This is a genomic window from Schaalia sp. ZJ405 (genome assembly GCF_011038885.2).
Lineage (GTDB): Bacteria > Actinomycetota > Actinomycetes > Actinomycetales > Actinomycetaceae > Pauljensenia.
In genome coordinates, this window is sequence record NZ_CP064952.1 from 853779 (window position 1) to 867564 (window position 13786).

The following is a 13786-nucleotide window of genomic DNA, read 5'->3' on the forward strand; positions in this document are numbered from 1 at the left end:
TGTCATCCCTGCATATCTGTGTCATCGATGAACGGTGGATCAGTCCCGGCTGTTGAACGCAACCGCCCCGGCACGAGAACACGTGCCGGGGCGGAAAGCAATCAGGACGAAGAATCAGCCGACGAGGAAGTTCTTGTCCAGGCGGATCTTGCCGGGCAGCAGGCCCGCATTTTCGTCAATGTCATTGACGGAAACGCGCTTGCGGAATACCCAGTAGGACCAGATCGTGTAGGCCAGGACGACGGGAACGAAGCACAGGGCAACGATCGTCATCACCTGGAGTGTGCTCTGCGTTGACGAAGCCTGAGCGATCGTCAGCGAGGCAGCCGGGTCGAGCGAGGACTTCATCACCGCGGGAGCCATTGCGCTGAAGATCCACGCAACGGTTGCCGCAATCGCCACGGAGGAGAAGACGAAAGCCTTACCTTCCGAGCGCAGCGCCGGCTGTGAGAATGCAGCCGAAGCGATGATCGCCAGGGCAGCGATGACCAGCGGAATCCACGCCAGGACGTTTGACGTGTAGACGAACTGGCCCCACACGAGGAGGACTGCTGCGAGAACCGTCGCCACAATCGAGGCGGGTCCGGAGATCGCGTTCGCACGCTCACGCACCGCACCTTCGGTCTTGAGGGAAAGGAACTGTGCTCCGTGTGCAAAGCACACAGCCAGCACAACAACCCCGCCCAGAAGCGTGTAGAGGTTCAGGAGTGAGAAGAATCCACCGGTCAGCTGGTGAACGCCGTCAACGACCTCGATGGCCATGCCGTGAACGAGGTTGGCGAAGGCCACGCCGAGGAGAAGCGGAACGAGGTAGGCACACACGGTGTGGATGCCGTCCCAGATGCCGCGCCACTTCGCGGTTGCGAGCTTGGAACGCCACTCCAGTGCGGAGATGCGCAGAATCAGCGCAACAAGCACGAGGAAGAGGGCGAGGTACATGCCCGAGAACATCGTTGCGTACCACTCGGGGAACGCAGCGAAGGTTGCACCACCGGCGGTGAGCAGCCACACCTCGTTGCCGTCCCAGTGGGGACCAATGGTCCGTGTTGCTTGGGTCCGCTCTGCGTCGTTCTTCGCAACGAAGGGCAGAAGCATGCCGACACCGAAGTCAAAGCCTTCAAGAACCAAGAAGACTGTCCAGAGAACGGCAATGAGGATGAACCACAGAATTTGGAAGAATGTCCAATCCATTTCAGTCTCCTAATCCTCAGTATCCGAAGGAGAGGGCGCCGGCAGTGCCGTCAGCCTCAGCCGTGAGAGTGGAGTCCTTCGATGAGGACCGGGAAATGCCTTCCTGCGCGTAACGCTTCATGAGGATGAACCAAATGATCGCGAGGACGAGGTACAGGAGGGTGAAGAGGATCAGCGTGGCCAGAACCTGCCATGCAGGAACGGTTGTCGAGATACCGGCATCCGTCATCATGAGAACGGAGCCCAGGCCGTCGCCGCCCTGACGCAGTGCGGAAAGGTTCGGGACAACGACCCACGGTTGACGGCCAATCTCGGTGAAGATCCAGCCGAAGGTTGCTGCGAGGAACGGCAGCGGGAGGTTGATCAGTGCGAAAACGCCCAGAGACTTCGATCCGGAGACCTTACCTTGGCGCGTGGCGATCAAGCCCCAGATCGCCAGAATGAAGGCGACCATACCTAGGCCGATCATCAGGCGGAAGGACCAGAATGTTGCCATCTGCGGAGGACGGAAATCCATGTTGTCGGCGCTGCCGTACTTCCCAACGAAGTTCGGGTTGTTGTTGAGCAGTTCGCGAAGTTCGTCGTTTGCCTGCTGGACGCCGGTGACCTTTGCGTTGAAGTCGTTGTGCGACATGAACGCGGTGACACCGGGAACTTCGATGAACTTCGTCGGCTGTTCGCCCGTGCCATCAAGGGGGCAGTCGCCGAACTGAGCGATGGTGAATGCCGCGCCTTCGGTGTCAACGCAGACACCCTCGGCAACAGCCATCTTCATCGGCTGGGCTTCAACCATTTCCTGGCCCTGGTAGTGACCGGTGATGACCGTTCCCAGTCCGCCAAGAAGGACGACAACCATGCCGAAGCGGGCAATTGGACGCCAGATTTCGCGGGATTCCTTGACGCCTTCCTCAGAACCGTCACGGTTGGCACGAACCATCCACCAGATGGCCAGGCCCGCGACGAATGTTCCGGAAACAAGGAATGCCGAGGTGACAACGTGCGCGTACTCAAGGAGGTAGGCCTTCGATGAGATGACCTCAAGGAAGCCTCCCATGCCGTCAAGCTCCGCGCGTCCCGTCTCGGGGTTGTACCGGGCTCCCACCGGGTACTGCATCCAGGCGTTGGCGCCGAGGATCCATGCCGCGGAGATCAGGGTGCCCAGGGAGAACAACCACACGGTAGCCAGGTGGACGCCCTTGGAGAGGCGGCCCCAGCCGAAAATCCACAGGCCGAGGAAGGTTGACTCCAGGAAGAATGCGAGGAGTGCCTCAACCGCGAGGGGGGCGCCGAAGATGTCGCCAACGAAACGGGAGTATTCAGACCAGTTCATGCCGAACTGGAACTCCTGAACGATACCGGTTGCGACACCGAGAGCGAAGTTAATGAGGAGGAGTTTGCCAAAGAAACGTGTTGCTTGCAGCCAGGTCTCTTTGCCGGTCTTGTGCCACAGTGTTTGCATGGTGGCGACCAGCAAGGACAGGCCGATGGTCAACGGTACGAGGAGGAAGTGGTACACGGTTGTGATACCGAACTGCCACCGCCCGACCGTGACCTGATCAAGCACTGCTTGAGCAAGAGTCATGATGCTCGCCTTCCCGAATTGAGAGAAGTAAGTGATGGGTGGGCTTGAACGTCAGGAGCCGAGGCGCGTTGGAAAACATGAGATCCATACCGAATCTCAAGAATGTTCCATCGCGCAGCGAATCCGAAGCGATCACCTACTAAAGATAACGCGTTTTTCTGACGTTGTGGTCAAAAACATGACCTTTTGGTTGTTTTCGTGACACAAATGTCGCTTTCTTTGCGTGTCGTTTCGTTCCGAACATGTGGCGATGACGCGGGAATACATCCCATGACCGTAACGAAAATAATCGATGTGGTCTCTTGCTCATCGTCCTCACGAGGGCAAACAGTAAGAGGTGTGCGACAATGGGGAGCGAACATGATGTCGCGGACGCACCTCCGCGATGGGTGCTGTGGAGTCATGACGCGACTCGCGTTGCGCGTCTCCTGGTGAGTACCCCCGCACGGATGATGCGGTTCGAACAGGATTTCCGCCCCTCGCGGGCGAGTAATACGGGTGCCGCCGGTGCGGGGTGAGCAGCCGAAACAATTGGAGAATTGTGACCACGGATAACACCGACGCGTCTGCACCCGAGACGCCCGCAGCTTCGCTGCTCTTCCACGCACCCGTTTTTCAGGCCCCGGTTTTTGACCCGCCACCGCGCTCAGCTTCGAGCCGCGACACCTCAGACGACGCAGATGATCGATCGGCGAGCGAAGCACCCTCCCGCAACCGCTCAGAAAACACAGAGTCACCGCGCAGGCGCCGCAAATCCCAGCGCTCTGGTTCATCTGAATCACCATCGGCTCACACCGATGCTTCCGACATCCACGACTTTCCGGTAGATGCCGAAGAATCCGATGAACAGCCGCGTTCGCGCCGCCGCCGCAAGGGCAGTCAGTCCGCTGAGGAAATGGCGGACTCGTCCTCGTCAACGAAGAAACGAGGCGGAGGTAAACGCGGCAAATCCGCGCAAGACAAGCGCGGGGACGAGGCCGAGGCCACCTCACAGGACCAGCGATCAGACGCTCAGTCATCAGATGATGACTCGCGCTTAGGCGACTCAGAACTAGGAGAAGACCAGGGTCACGACAGCGGGGATGACTCCGCGGAGGACACCGGCTCAACTCGTCGTCGCCGTCGCCGCCGGACACGTAGCACATCGAGCGATGACGATCTGATCGACGAGACCACCACAGATGACCAGGTTAAGGCCCTCAAAGGGTCAACGCGCCTCGAAGCGAAGAAACAGCGTCGCCGTGAGGGACGTAAAGAAGGGCGCCGACGCCACCGAATCACCGAATCGGAGTTCCTTGCGCGCCGCGAATCCGTCAACCGCACGATGGTCATGAGGGACGAGGACGGACTCGACCAGATCGCAATCCTTGAAGATGACCTCCTCGTTGAACACTACGTCGCACGACGCACACAGAAATCAATGGTGGGAAGCATTTACCTCGGCCGCGTGCAGAACGTCTTGCCGTCGATGGAAGCGGCTTTCGTTGACATTGGTCGCGGGCGAAATGCGGTGCTTTACGCGGGTGAAGTTAACTGGGATGCGGTTGGGCTCGATGGGAAGCCTCGGCGCATCGAATCCGCCCTTAAATCTGGCGACCCCGTCCTCGTTCAGGTAACAAAAGATCCAATCGGTCACAAAGGTGCCCGCCTGACCAGCCAAATCACGCTGGCAGGACGCTACCTCGTCCTCATTCCGAACGGATCAATGATGGGGATCTCACGCAAGCTCCCCGATCGTGAACGCACCCGACTGAAGAAAATTCTCAAGCAGGTTGTCCCCGCGGGGTCAGGTGTCATCGTTCGCACGGCTGCTGAGGGAGCATCCGAGGAACAGATCCGCGATGATGTTGCACGGCTGACGAAGCAGTGGGAAGACATCGAGAAAAAGCAGAAACAAACGAAGTCCGCTCCCGTTCTTCTTCGTGGCGAACCCGAGCTTGCTGTGCGTGTTGTCCGCGACATCTTCAACGAGGATTTCTCGAAGCTGATCATCCAGGGCAAAGACACCTACACCACAATTAAAGAGTATGTCGACGAGCTGTCGCCGGAGCTAGCTGACCGTATTGAACAGTGGGTCGGGACAGACGATATATTCCACGCTCACCGGATTGATGAGCAACTGGCTAAAGGCATGGATCGCAAGGTCTGGCTCCCATCAGGCGGCACGCTGATCATTGACCGCACGGAAGCTATGACCGTCATCGACGTCAACACCGGCAAGTACATCGGTGCAGGTGGGACTCTTGAAGAGACGGTGACGCGTAATAACCTCGAAGCCGCTGAGGAAATTGTTCGTCAGCTGCGCTTGCGAGACATCGGCGGCATCATCATTGTTGACTTCGTGGACATGGTCCTCGAACAGAACAGAGATCTTGTTCTGCGCCGTCTTGTGGAATGCCTCAGCCGTGACCGGACGCGTCACCAAGTCACTGAAATTACCTCGCTTGGCCTCGTGCAGATGACACGTAAACGCGTGGGCGAGGGCCTCGTTGAGGCGTTCTCCACTCAGTGTGAGGCGTGTGAGGGGCGCGGTTTCATCGTTCATCAGCATCCGGTTGAACTTTCAGGCGGACACGAGTCGTCGACGCCACCTCAGAAGTCTTCCAAGAAATCACAGAAGTCCGCGGCGGAACCTCGCCGGATTGACGACGCTGATCATGAGCGTGCCAAAGAGGCCCTGTCGGCGATTGCGGCAGCCACACGTAAGAGTGATGATGCCGCATCGGAACAGACCGAGGAGACACCGACCCAGCCGACTGCTTCGGCGAAGACGAGCGACTCCAAGAAGAAACGTCGGGCACAAACGGCTGGTGCGCGCAATGTCAAACATGCGGATGAGAGCGCTGATGACCGGGAAAAGGATGCGGTCTCTTCCGCGCAGACGCCACCAGATGCGGACGATCACGAGTCGGCGGGGGAGGAAAAACCTCGACGAGCCAAGCGGACATCACGTCGAGCCGCGGTGTCAACCGGCATTGTTGATCCTGGGGCCACGCCACAGTCGAATGACACAGGTGCCAAGACCAGGCGCACAACTGCGAAGAAAACGCAGACTGATGCGACATCTTCGAGCGATACTGCCGAGAATTCCTCGGTGTCACAGACAAACGGTTCTTCCTCAGTTGCCGATGAGCCCATCGTCGTTGGCACAGCCTCTGTTGCCAAGGAACCGGCTGGCACCACAAAGAAGGCATCCGGGAAGTCAGCGGGAACTACCAAGCGTCCGCGCCGGCGCCGCGCGGCGGCCTCGACAGCTGAGCCTGAGGAACGCAGCAGCCTCCCAGTCATTGAGCTTCCGCAGCCGGTGACGCGGACCCGCGTATCCGAGGAGGCTGTCGTCATCCACACGCCCGATGAGATCACGCTTCCCGAGGTGCGTGACAGCGCCCCGAGACGTCCTCGGACCCGCCGACGAGCCGTTTCGATGGACACCACCGAGACGAGCTGACGGCGTCTATCGGGGTAACCTGCCCCCGGTAGCAGCGACGAAAAATCCTAAGGTGTGGAATCGCACAGCGGATTGTTGCTGTTTCGGGGTCTTGCGGGTTGCTCAGGGCTTCCCCCATCCGCTAAATTTGATCGTCGGCGCACCGAGCGCCAGCGGTCACGTGTTCACGGTGAATAAGCATGATGAACACGATCCGTTCCGTACGAGAAGAGATGAGCTCCACTGTGGTCTACGCGATCGTCAAGGCAGGCGGCCGGCAGGAAAAGGTGTCCGTCGGTGACGTCGTCGTCGTCGACAAACTGGCAGAAGAAATCGGCTCAAGCGTTGAGCTTCAGCCGCTGATGCTGGTTGATGGCGATGCCATCACTGTTGACGCAGCCAAGCTGAGCAAGGTTTCCGTCAAGGCTGAGATCGTCGATTCTGCCAAGGGGCCGAAGATCTCGATCATCAAGTACAAGAACAAAACAGGCTACCGCAAGCGCCAGGGACACCGTCAGAAACTGTCGGTTGTCAAGATCACAGAGATCGCCTGACCTGAGAATATTCGAGCAGAAAGCAGTTTCTGATGGCACATAAGAAGGGCCTTGGCTCATCCCGTAACGGCCGCGACTCGAACGCTCAGCGCCTTGGCGTGAAGCGTTACGGCGGTCAGCTGGTGAACGCTGGAGAAATCCTCGTTCGTCAGCGTGGTACTCACTTCCACCCTGGTGACGGCGTTGGCCGTGGCAAGGATGACACGCTTTTCGCTTTACGTGCAGGCGCCGTTGAGTTTGGTACCAAGCGCGATCGCAAGGTTGTCAACGTCGTCGAGCCGGTCTCTGCCTGAGATCGATCGACCAGCGAAGAGGCGTCCGGCCCTGAGCCGGGCGCCTTTATGCATATCACGAACGTTTGCATGGGTAAGGACAGGGGAAAGACGTGGCTGAGTTTATTGACCGCGTAACGATCTACGCCGCCGGCGGTAACGGCGGCAACGGAGTTGCGTCAATTAAGCGGGAGAAATTTAAGCCGCTCGCCGGTCCTGACGGTGGAGACGGCGGTAACGGCGGTTCTGTGATCCTCGCAGTTGATTCGCAGGTCACAACGCTTTTGTCGTATCACCGATCGCCGCATCAGCGCGCTGAGAACGGCACCCCCGGCATGGGAGATTTCCGTCAGGGGAAGAACGGCGCAGACATCATCTTGCCAATTCCTGACGGAACCGTGGTCAAGTCCTCCTCGGGTGAACTTCTTGCAGACATGACGGGTCACGGGGAGCAATTCATCATTGCCGAGGGCGGACGCGGAGGTTTAGGCAACGCGGCTCTGGCCTCGAAAGCTCGTAAGGCACCCGGCTTTGCCCTCCTGGGGGAACCGGGGGAGGAGCGAACGGTCGTCCTCGAACTCAAATCCGTTGCGGATGTTGCGCTCGTTGGTTACCCGTCCGCTGGGAAATCGTCAATCATTGCCGCGATGTCTCAGGCGCGTCCAAAGATCGCGGACTACCCCTTTACAACGCTCATCCCAAATCTTGGAGTCGTCCAAGCAGGCGACGTTCGCTACACGATCGCGGATGTTCCCGGGCTGATTCCAGGTGCTTCGCAAGGGAAGGGCCTTGGCCTGGAGTTCCTGCGTCACATTGAACGCTCCGGTGTGATCGTCCACGTCCTCGACACCGCCGCGTACGAGGCCGACCGCGATCCGGTAGCCGACCTGAAAACAATCGAGGCCGAGCTTGCGGCCTATCAGGGAGATCTGGGTGAAGTCGAAGGCTACGTGCCGATCATGGAACGTCCTCGCATCATCGCGCTGAATAAGATTGATATCCCAGATGGGCGTGATCTCGCTGAGATTACGCGCGGGGACTTGGAACAGTTCGGCTGGCCAATCCATGAGGTTTCGGCAGTGTCGCACGAGGGACTCAAGGACTTGTCGTTCACTCTTGCCCGGCTTGTTGAGCACCAGCGTGAGAAACTGCCGAAGGAACCAATACGGCAGGTGATTCGCCCGAAGGCCGTGGGATCGCGGGATGCGGTCACCGTGCGTCGTACTCGTAAGGACGGCGAAGAGGTCTTCCAGATTCGTGGCGACAAGCCTGAGCGTTGGGTGCGTCAAACTGATTTCGCCAATGATGAGGCCGTGGGGTATCTCGCGGATCGCCTCGCCGCTGCAGGTATTGAAGATGAGCTGGTCAAGGCGGGTGCCGTCGCAGGGGATGCGGTGGTCATCGGTGAACTTGACGGTGGAGTGGTCTTCGATTGGGAGCCAACGTTAACAACCGGCCCTGAGCTTTTGGGGCGACGTGGAACGGACTTGCGTCTTGACCAGTCCAGTCGTCCCTCCCGCAAGGAGAAACGCGATATTTATCATCAGGCGATGGACGCGAAAGCTGCGGCCCGTGAGGAGCTGTGGATGGAGCGTCAGTCGGGTCAGTGGACGGATCCTCAAGAGTCCGGTTCGGAGAGTACGAAATGATGGGGGCCGAGGACGAGGCAGACGTCGATCACATCTCGCGTCGAATGGTGCTGAGGAACGCCCGACGTATCGTTGTGAAAATTGGGTCGTCGTCGCTGACCCGCCACGACGGCGGACTCAACTTAAACCGGCTTGACCGTGTTGCCCGGCTGACAGCTGCGTGGAGTCGACGTGACGGCATTGACCGGGACGTCATGATCGTGTCATCGGGTGCGGTTGCTGCGGGGCTTGATCCTCTCAACCTCTCGGGACGTCCACGAGATCTGGCATCGGTCCAGGCTGCGGCGGCTATGGGTCAGGGTCTTCTTGTTGCTCATTGGACCTCGGCTTTTCGTGCGCATCATCGCGACGCGGCGCAGCTCCTGCTGACGACCGGGGATGTCATGAGGCGTGAGCATTACACGAATGTGTCTGCGGCCTTGGATAAGCTTCTGGGTTTCGGTGTTATCCCCATCATTAACGAAAACGATGCGGTGACAACCCGCGAGGTCCGTTTCGGTGACAACGACCGCTTAGCTGCCTACATTGCGCAAATGGTCGCCGCCGACGTCCTCATCCTCCTGACCGACGTTGACGGGCTGTACACGGCGCCACCGAGCCAGCCGGGCTCTGAGCTGGTCCGCACGGTCACAGCCACCGATGACCTGATGTCCGTGTTGGTCACCGGTGCCGGATCGAAGGTGGGTTCTGGGGGCATGGTGACGAAAGTTCAGGCATCAACGATGGCGGCGTCCTCGGGAATCGGAGTGGTCCTCACGAGTGCACGCAATCTTGAGGCCGTTCTCCACGGGGAGGACGTGGGAACGTGGTTTGAGCCCTCGCATAAACGTCCTGCTTCGCGTCGCCTGTGGATTGCCCATGCGGCACCATCGCGCGGCGAACTGGCTGTGGATGAGGGTGCGGTTCGCGCGATTGTCGAAGGGAAGAAGTCGCTGCTTGCCGCCGGCGTTCGCCGTGTGATGGGGAATTTTGCTGCCGGAGACGTTGTCGACATCGTTGGTCCACAGTATCTCGTTGCCCGCGGCATTGTTTCTTACGATTCTGATACGGCGGCGTCAATGGCGGGACATTCTGCCTCTGAGCTGCGTGAAGCCGGCTGGGATCGTCCTCGTCCCCTGGTTCACCGCGACGATCTTGCGTTGCTTGAGTAGAAGGTGACCGCATGGGAACCTGGAAGGCACGGCGTGGCCGATGTGTGTCATGATTTTGCTATGGATCAACTGACCGTCGATATTACTCCGCTGACTCAGGCTGCTCGTGACGGGGCGCGTATGCTTCGTCAGGCAACAAGCGCTCGGAAGAACGCCGCTCTTGAGGCCATAGCCCAAGCGCTGATGGACCGCAGTGAGGAAATCCTTGCGGCCAACGCCGCAGACTATCAGCGCGGCGAGGAACGAGGAATTGCTCCCGGCCTGCTGGACCGGCTCAAACTCACCGACGAACGCATTGAGGCAATAGCCGCGGCCATCCGACACGTCATCGGGCTGCCAGATCCCGTTGGTGAAGTCATCATGGGGGCAACGACCGAGCTGGGGTTGCGTGTGCGTCAGATGCGGGTCCCAATGGGAGTTGTCGGCATGATCTACGAGGCTCGCCCGAACGTCACCGTCGATGCGGCGACACTTGCACTCAAGGCCGGAAACGCGGTGATCCTGCGCGGAGGTTCGGCAGCTGAAGCATCGAACGAAGCGCTGATTCGAGTGATGCGCGAAGCCCTGGAATCCGTGGAATTTCCCCCTGATCTTATTCAGACTGTTGATCCGTGGGGGCGCGAGGGCGCGCGAGCTCTGATGCGGGCACGCGGCGGAATTGACGTCCTCATTCCGCGTGGGGGAGCGGCACTCATCCAGACCGTCGTTGAGGAATCCCGTGTTCCCGTGATCGAGACAGGAACGGGAAACTGTCACGTGTATGTTGATGACGGCGCGGATCTTCAAGCCGCTGAGCGGATCATTCTCAACGCAAAGACCCAGCGCGTCGGTGTGTGCAATGCCGCTGAAACACTGCTTGTACACTCGGCGGTTGCCGAGGAGTTCCTCCCGTCTGCACTCGCGGCTTTGACACGTGTTGGCGTGACGATCCACGCCGATGAACGAGCCGGGGATATTGCCCGTCGGAGCAACGACATCGACCACGCCCTGATCGTCGATGCAACTGAGGATGACTGGGCCACAGAGTATCTGTCAATGGATCTGGCTGTCCGAATTGTCGATTCGATTGACGAAGCCATCGACCATATCCGGACCTACTCCACGGGACACACCGAAGCGATCTGCACGCGATCCCTTGCCTCTGCCAGGCGTTTCGAGAGCGGAGTTGACTGTGCAGCGATCGCGGTGAATGCGTCGACACGTTTCACTGATGGGGGTCAGCTGGGCCTCGGGGCAGAAATCGGTATTTCCACTCAAAAGCTCCATGCACGTGGACCGATGGGGCTGACAGAACTGACGACGACAACGTGGATTATCGAAGGAGAGGGAACAGTTCGTCCATGAGTGCCCAAGCCGGACCCGGAGCATCGGCGACTTCCCTGGCGCTAGGTGCGGCCTCGTCCTCGTCAATGAACACTCACCTGACCCCTATGCGGGCCAGGCAATCCATCGGCATTATGGGCGGTACTTTCGATCCGATCCACCACGGTCACCTCGTTGCGGCTTCGGAAGTCATGGAGGTGTTTCATCTTGATCAGGTGGTGTTTGTGCCCGCGGCGATGCAACCGTTTAAGGCGGGCAGGAGGGTCACTCCCGCGGAACATCGCTACCTGATGACGGTTGTGGCAACCGCGTCGAATCCTCGGTTTACCGTGTCGCGCGTCGATATTGACCGCGGGGGAACAACCTACACGATTGACACGTTGACTGATCTTCAGAAGGAATATCCAAACGCCGACTTTTACTTCATCACGGGAGCCGACGCGCTTGCACAAATCGCTCGGTGGAAGGACTCTGACAAGCTGTTTGACATCGCGCACTTCATCGGGGTGACGAGGCCGGGCCACGTTCTTGACGATACGGGTATTCCGCGCGCGTCTGTGTCTCTGCTTGAGGTTCCCGCGTTGGCGATCTCGTCCACAGATTGCCGGCGCAGGGTCGCTGAGGGGATGCCCGTGTGGTATCTCGTTCCCGATGGAGTTGTTCAATACATCAACAAGTACGACCTCTACCGGGAGCTTCGTCACGAGGAAGGGTGATTCGTCGATTGACGAGGACGAACCCGGCTGATGTGCTGTGGAGTTGTCTGACGTGTTTGCGACTGGACACACCTCACGTCGGATGGGTGCGCAGATGCGGGTGCGATACGGAACAATGGAGGAGATGGCGCCCGCATCCACGTGGGCCGCAGATGGGAGACACGGTGGCATTTTCTCAGCAGACCTACGATGTGGCTCTGGCGGCAGCGCGAGCTGCGGCCGATAAAATCGCGGAAAATCCGGTGCTCGTTGACGTGTCGGAGCGACTCGTTCTGGCCGAGGCATTCCTCATTGTCTCTGCATCGTCCGCACGCCAGGTCAATGCGGTCGGTGAGGAAATCATGGACCAGCTGGCTCGGAATCTCAGCATGAAGCCCACGGTCATTGAGGGGCGTTCGGAAGGCCGCTGGATGCTTATTGACTACGGTGACCTCGTCGTTCACGTCTTCGCCAAGGAAGATCGTGAGTACTACGCACTTGAGAAGCTGTGGGCAGATGGGGAACGTCGTGAACTTCAGGCAATCCTCGATGAGGAAAATCGCGAGGCGTCGCCCGTTGTGCGCCTCGCACATGCTTCAGGCGATGCGCCAGCGCAAGGGCAATCTCAGGGCACCGGAGCCGTGTCAGCTGTGGACGATGGGCAATGAGACCCACAGTGATGGGAGACCAGCTCGGATCTGGGAACACTGCCTCGCGGATTGTTTTCATTCGTCACGGACAAACAGACTTTAACGTTGAGCGTCGCTTCCAGGGGATCATTAATCATCCCCTCAACGACTATGGGCGTCAGCAGGCGCATCATGCCGGCTCCGTACTCGGTGCGCGTCTCGTTGCTCCCTCACGCCAGGTTGGTGTCTCAGCGCGTCCAGGCCAGGGGGCGAGTGTGCGGATGGTGTGCTCGCCGCTTGACCGTGCACGTGAAACAGCGGAAATCCTGCGAACAGAATGTGCATCCCGCGGCGTGGAATGCGCCGAAATATCGATTGATCAGCGCCTCATTGAGCGCTCCTACGGAGTGTTCGAAGGACGCACACTTGATGAGGTGGAATCCACTCACCCTCAGGAACTTGCTCAGTGGCGTCGCACGGGGGAGTCCGCAGAAGCGGGGATTGAACCGTCGGACGCTGTTGGTCACCGTGTGAAAGCCGGAGTTCTCGACGCAGTTGCACACGCTCAGGCCCATCAGACAGTCATCGTGGTGTCTCACGGCAGCGCAATTACCCGAGGGATTGTCACTTTCCTGGGGTTAGATCCCCTGACCTTCGATGGGCTGCGTGGGTTGGATAACTGTCACTGGTCGGAACTCATCCACACCGGCGGGGGTGGATCAGGGGCTTCCGGTGAGGCCAGCTGGCGCCTGACGGCACACAACATTGGCTATCGCGAGGACGTCCTCGGCGCCTGAATGTGGTTGTCTACACACCTATTCAATTTGGTTTCCAGCCCCGGGTGTCGGTATTGTTATCAGGTCGCCACGAGAGGCGGCGCTATGTGAATACGGGGCTATGGCGCAGTTGGTAGCGCGCTTCCATGGCATGGAAGAGGTCGGGGGTTCGAATCCCCCTAGCTCCACCGTTTGGACGCTCATTTTGATACAAAGATTTGAGTGCTTCGTGAACCCCTTGGGTTGCGTGTTTTACCTGGTGTGACGCGGGATTCGAGGGGGTTTCTGTTTCTTGGTGGCCGGTGGTGTTGGTGCTGGTGGCAGTGTTTGGAGGGTGGATTTTGGCGTTCGGTCCGTTTCGGGCGGATGGAGCGGGGGAGGCGTCAAAAGGTAGGGGTTATCGTCAAATGGTGTGGGGCGAGCGTTAAAAGGTGTTGAGATGCTCAGGGTTGTATGGGTTGAAGCCGGTCACGGCTCTGAGTGAAGTGTTGTGTCGCATCGTCACTGTGAGTGGCAAGTATCAAGGTTGAGTTCGAG

At 59.0% G+C, this 13786-nt stretch carries 11 protein-coding genes and 1 tRNA gene; 10 read left to right on the forward strand and 2 right to left on the reverse strand.

Going from position 1 to position 13786, the window contains the following annotated elements:
- Nucleotides 1-114 precede the first annotated feature (114 nt).
- Both cydB and G7Y41_RS03535 read right to left on the reverse strand, forming a co-directional pair.
- Nucleotides 115-1191 (reverse strand): cytochrome d ubiquinol oxidase subunit II, encoded by a 1077-nt coding sequence (gene cydB, locus G7Y41_RS03530; RefSeq protein ID WP_165218281.1) that lies wholly within the window; start codon nt 1189-1191, stop codon nt 115-117.
- A gap of 16 nt (nt 1192-1207) precedes the next feature.
- Nucleotides 1208-2773 carry a cytochrome ubiquinol oxidase subunit I gene (locus G7Y41_RS03535; protein ID WP_165218279.1) on the reverse strand — a complete coding sequence of 522 codons (1566 nt, stop codon included), beginning with the start codon at nt 2771-2773 and terminating at the stop codon, nt 1208-1210.
- A gap of 592 nt (nt 2774-3365) precedes the next feature.
- Between G7Y41_RS03535 and G7Y41_RS03540 the strand changes: the two genes are divergently transcribed.
- The 10 genes from G7Y41_RS03540 (at nt 3366) to G7Y41_RS03585 (ending at nt 13437) form a co-directional block, all read left to right on the forward strand.
- On the forward strand, nt 3366-6221 hold the full coding sequence (locus G7Y41_RS03540) for an Rne/Rng family ribonuclease (protein WP_442984261.1): 2856 nt from the start codon (nt 3366-3368) through the stop codon (nt 6219-6221).
- Nucleotides 6222-6433: 212 nt separating this feature from the next.
- The gene (gene rplU / locus G7Y41_RS03545) at nt 6434-6754 is read left to right on the forward strand and encodes a 50S ribosomal protein L21 (RefSeq protein ID WP_165218540.1); all 321 of its coding nucleotides are present in this window, start codon (nt 6434-6436) and stop codon (nt 6752-6754) included.
- Nucleotides 6755-6786: 32 nt separating this feature from the next.
- Nucleotides 6787-7047 (forward strand): 50S ribosomal protein L27, encoded by a 261-nt coding sequence (rpmA, locus tag G7Y41_RS03550; RefSeq protein ID WP_165218275.1) that lies wholly within the window; start codon nt 6787-6789, stop codon nt 7045-7047.
- 92 nt (nt 7048-7139) lie between these two features.
- Complete coding sequence (gene obgE, locus G7Y41_RS03555; RefSeq protein WP_165315179.1) at nt 7140-8675, forward strand: GTPase ObgE; 1536 nt, start codon at nt 7140-7142, stop codon at nt 8673-8675.
- On the forward strand, nt 8675-9826 hold the full coding sequence (gene proB, locus G7Y41_RS03560) for a glutamate 5-kinase (RefSeq protein WP_231367398.1): 1152 nt from the start codon (nt 8675-8677) through the stop codon (nt 9824-9826). The genes obgE and proB overlap by 1 nt, the downstream gene beginning before the upstream one ends.
- A 60-nt stretch (nt 9827-9886) precedes the next feature.
- Nucleotides 9887-11170, forward strand: coding sequence for a glutamate-5-semialdehyde dehydrogenase (locus G7Y41_RS03565; RefSeq protein WP_165315178.1), 1284 nt, complete (start codon nt 9887-9889; stop codon nt 11168-11170).
- Between the two features lie 65 nt (nt 11171-11235).
- Nucleotides 11236-11865 (forward strand): nicotinate-nucleotide adenylyltransferase, encoded by a 630-nt coding sequence (gene nadD / locus G7Y41_RS03570; protein WP_231367399.1) that lies wholly within the window; start codon nt 11236-11238, stop codon nt 11863-11865.
- Between the two features lie 164 nt (nt 11866-12029).
- A complete protein-coding gene (rsfS, locus tag G7Y41_RS03575) occupies nt 12030-12512 on the forward strand; it encodes a ribosome silencing factor (protein ID WP_231367359.1) in 483 nt (160 codons plus the stop codon).
- Nucleotides 12509-13270 carry a histidine phosphatase family protein gene (locus G7Y41_RS03580; RefSeq protein ID WP_231367360.1) on the forward strand — a complete coding sequence of 254 codons (762 nt, stop codon included), beginning with the start codon at nt 12509-12511 and terminating at the stop codon, nt 13268-13270. Before rsfS ends, G7Y41_RS03580 begins: the two co-directional genes overlap by 4 nt.
- Nucleotides 13271-13364: 94 nt before the next feature.
- Nucleotides 13365-13437, forward strand: a tRNA-Ala gene (locus tag G7Y41_RS03585).
- The last annotated feature ends 349 nt before the right edge of the window (nt 13438-13786 follow it).

Excerpts from the sequence above, each read along its gene's own strand:
- cydB (WP_165218281.1), bottom strand. The coding sequence starts at position 1,191 with ATGGATTGGACATTCTTCCAAATTCTGTGGTTCATCCTCATTGCCGTT.
- G7Y41_RS03535 (WP_165218279.1), bottom strand. The coding sequence starts at position 2,773 with ATGACTCTTGCTCAAGCAGTGCTTGATCAGGTCACGGTCGGGCGGTGG.
- rplU (WP_165218540.1), top strand. The coding sequence starts at position 6,434 with ATGAGCTCCACTGTGGTCTACGCGATCGTCAAGGCAGGCGGCCGGCAG.
- rpmA (WP_165218275.1), top strand. The coding sequence starts at position 6,787 with ATGGCACATAAGAAGGGCCTTGGCTCATCCCGTAACGGCCGCGACTCG.
- proB (WP_231367398.1), top strand. The coding sequence starts at position 8,675 with ATGGGGGCCGAGGACGAGGCAGACGTCGATCACATCTCGCGTCGAATG.
- G7Y41_RS03565 (WP_165315178.1), top strand. The coding sequence starts at position 9,887 with ATGGATCAACTGACCGTCGATATTACTCCGCTGACTCAGGCTGCTCGT.
- nadD (WP_231367399.1), top strand. The coding sequence starts at position 11,236 with ATGAACACTCACCTGACCCCTATGCGGGCCAGGCAATCCATCGGCATT.
- G7Y41_RS03580 (WP_231367360.1), top strand. The coding sequence starts at position 12,509 with ATGAGACCCACAGTGATGGGAGACCAGCTCGGATCTGGGAACACTGCC.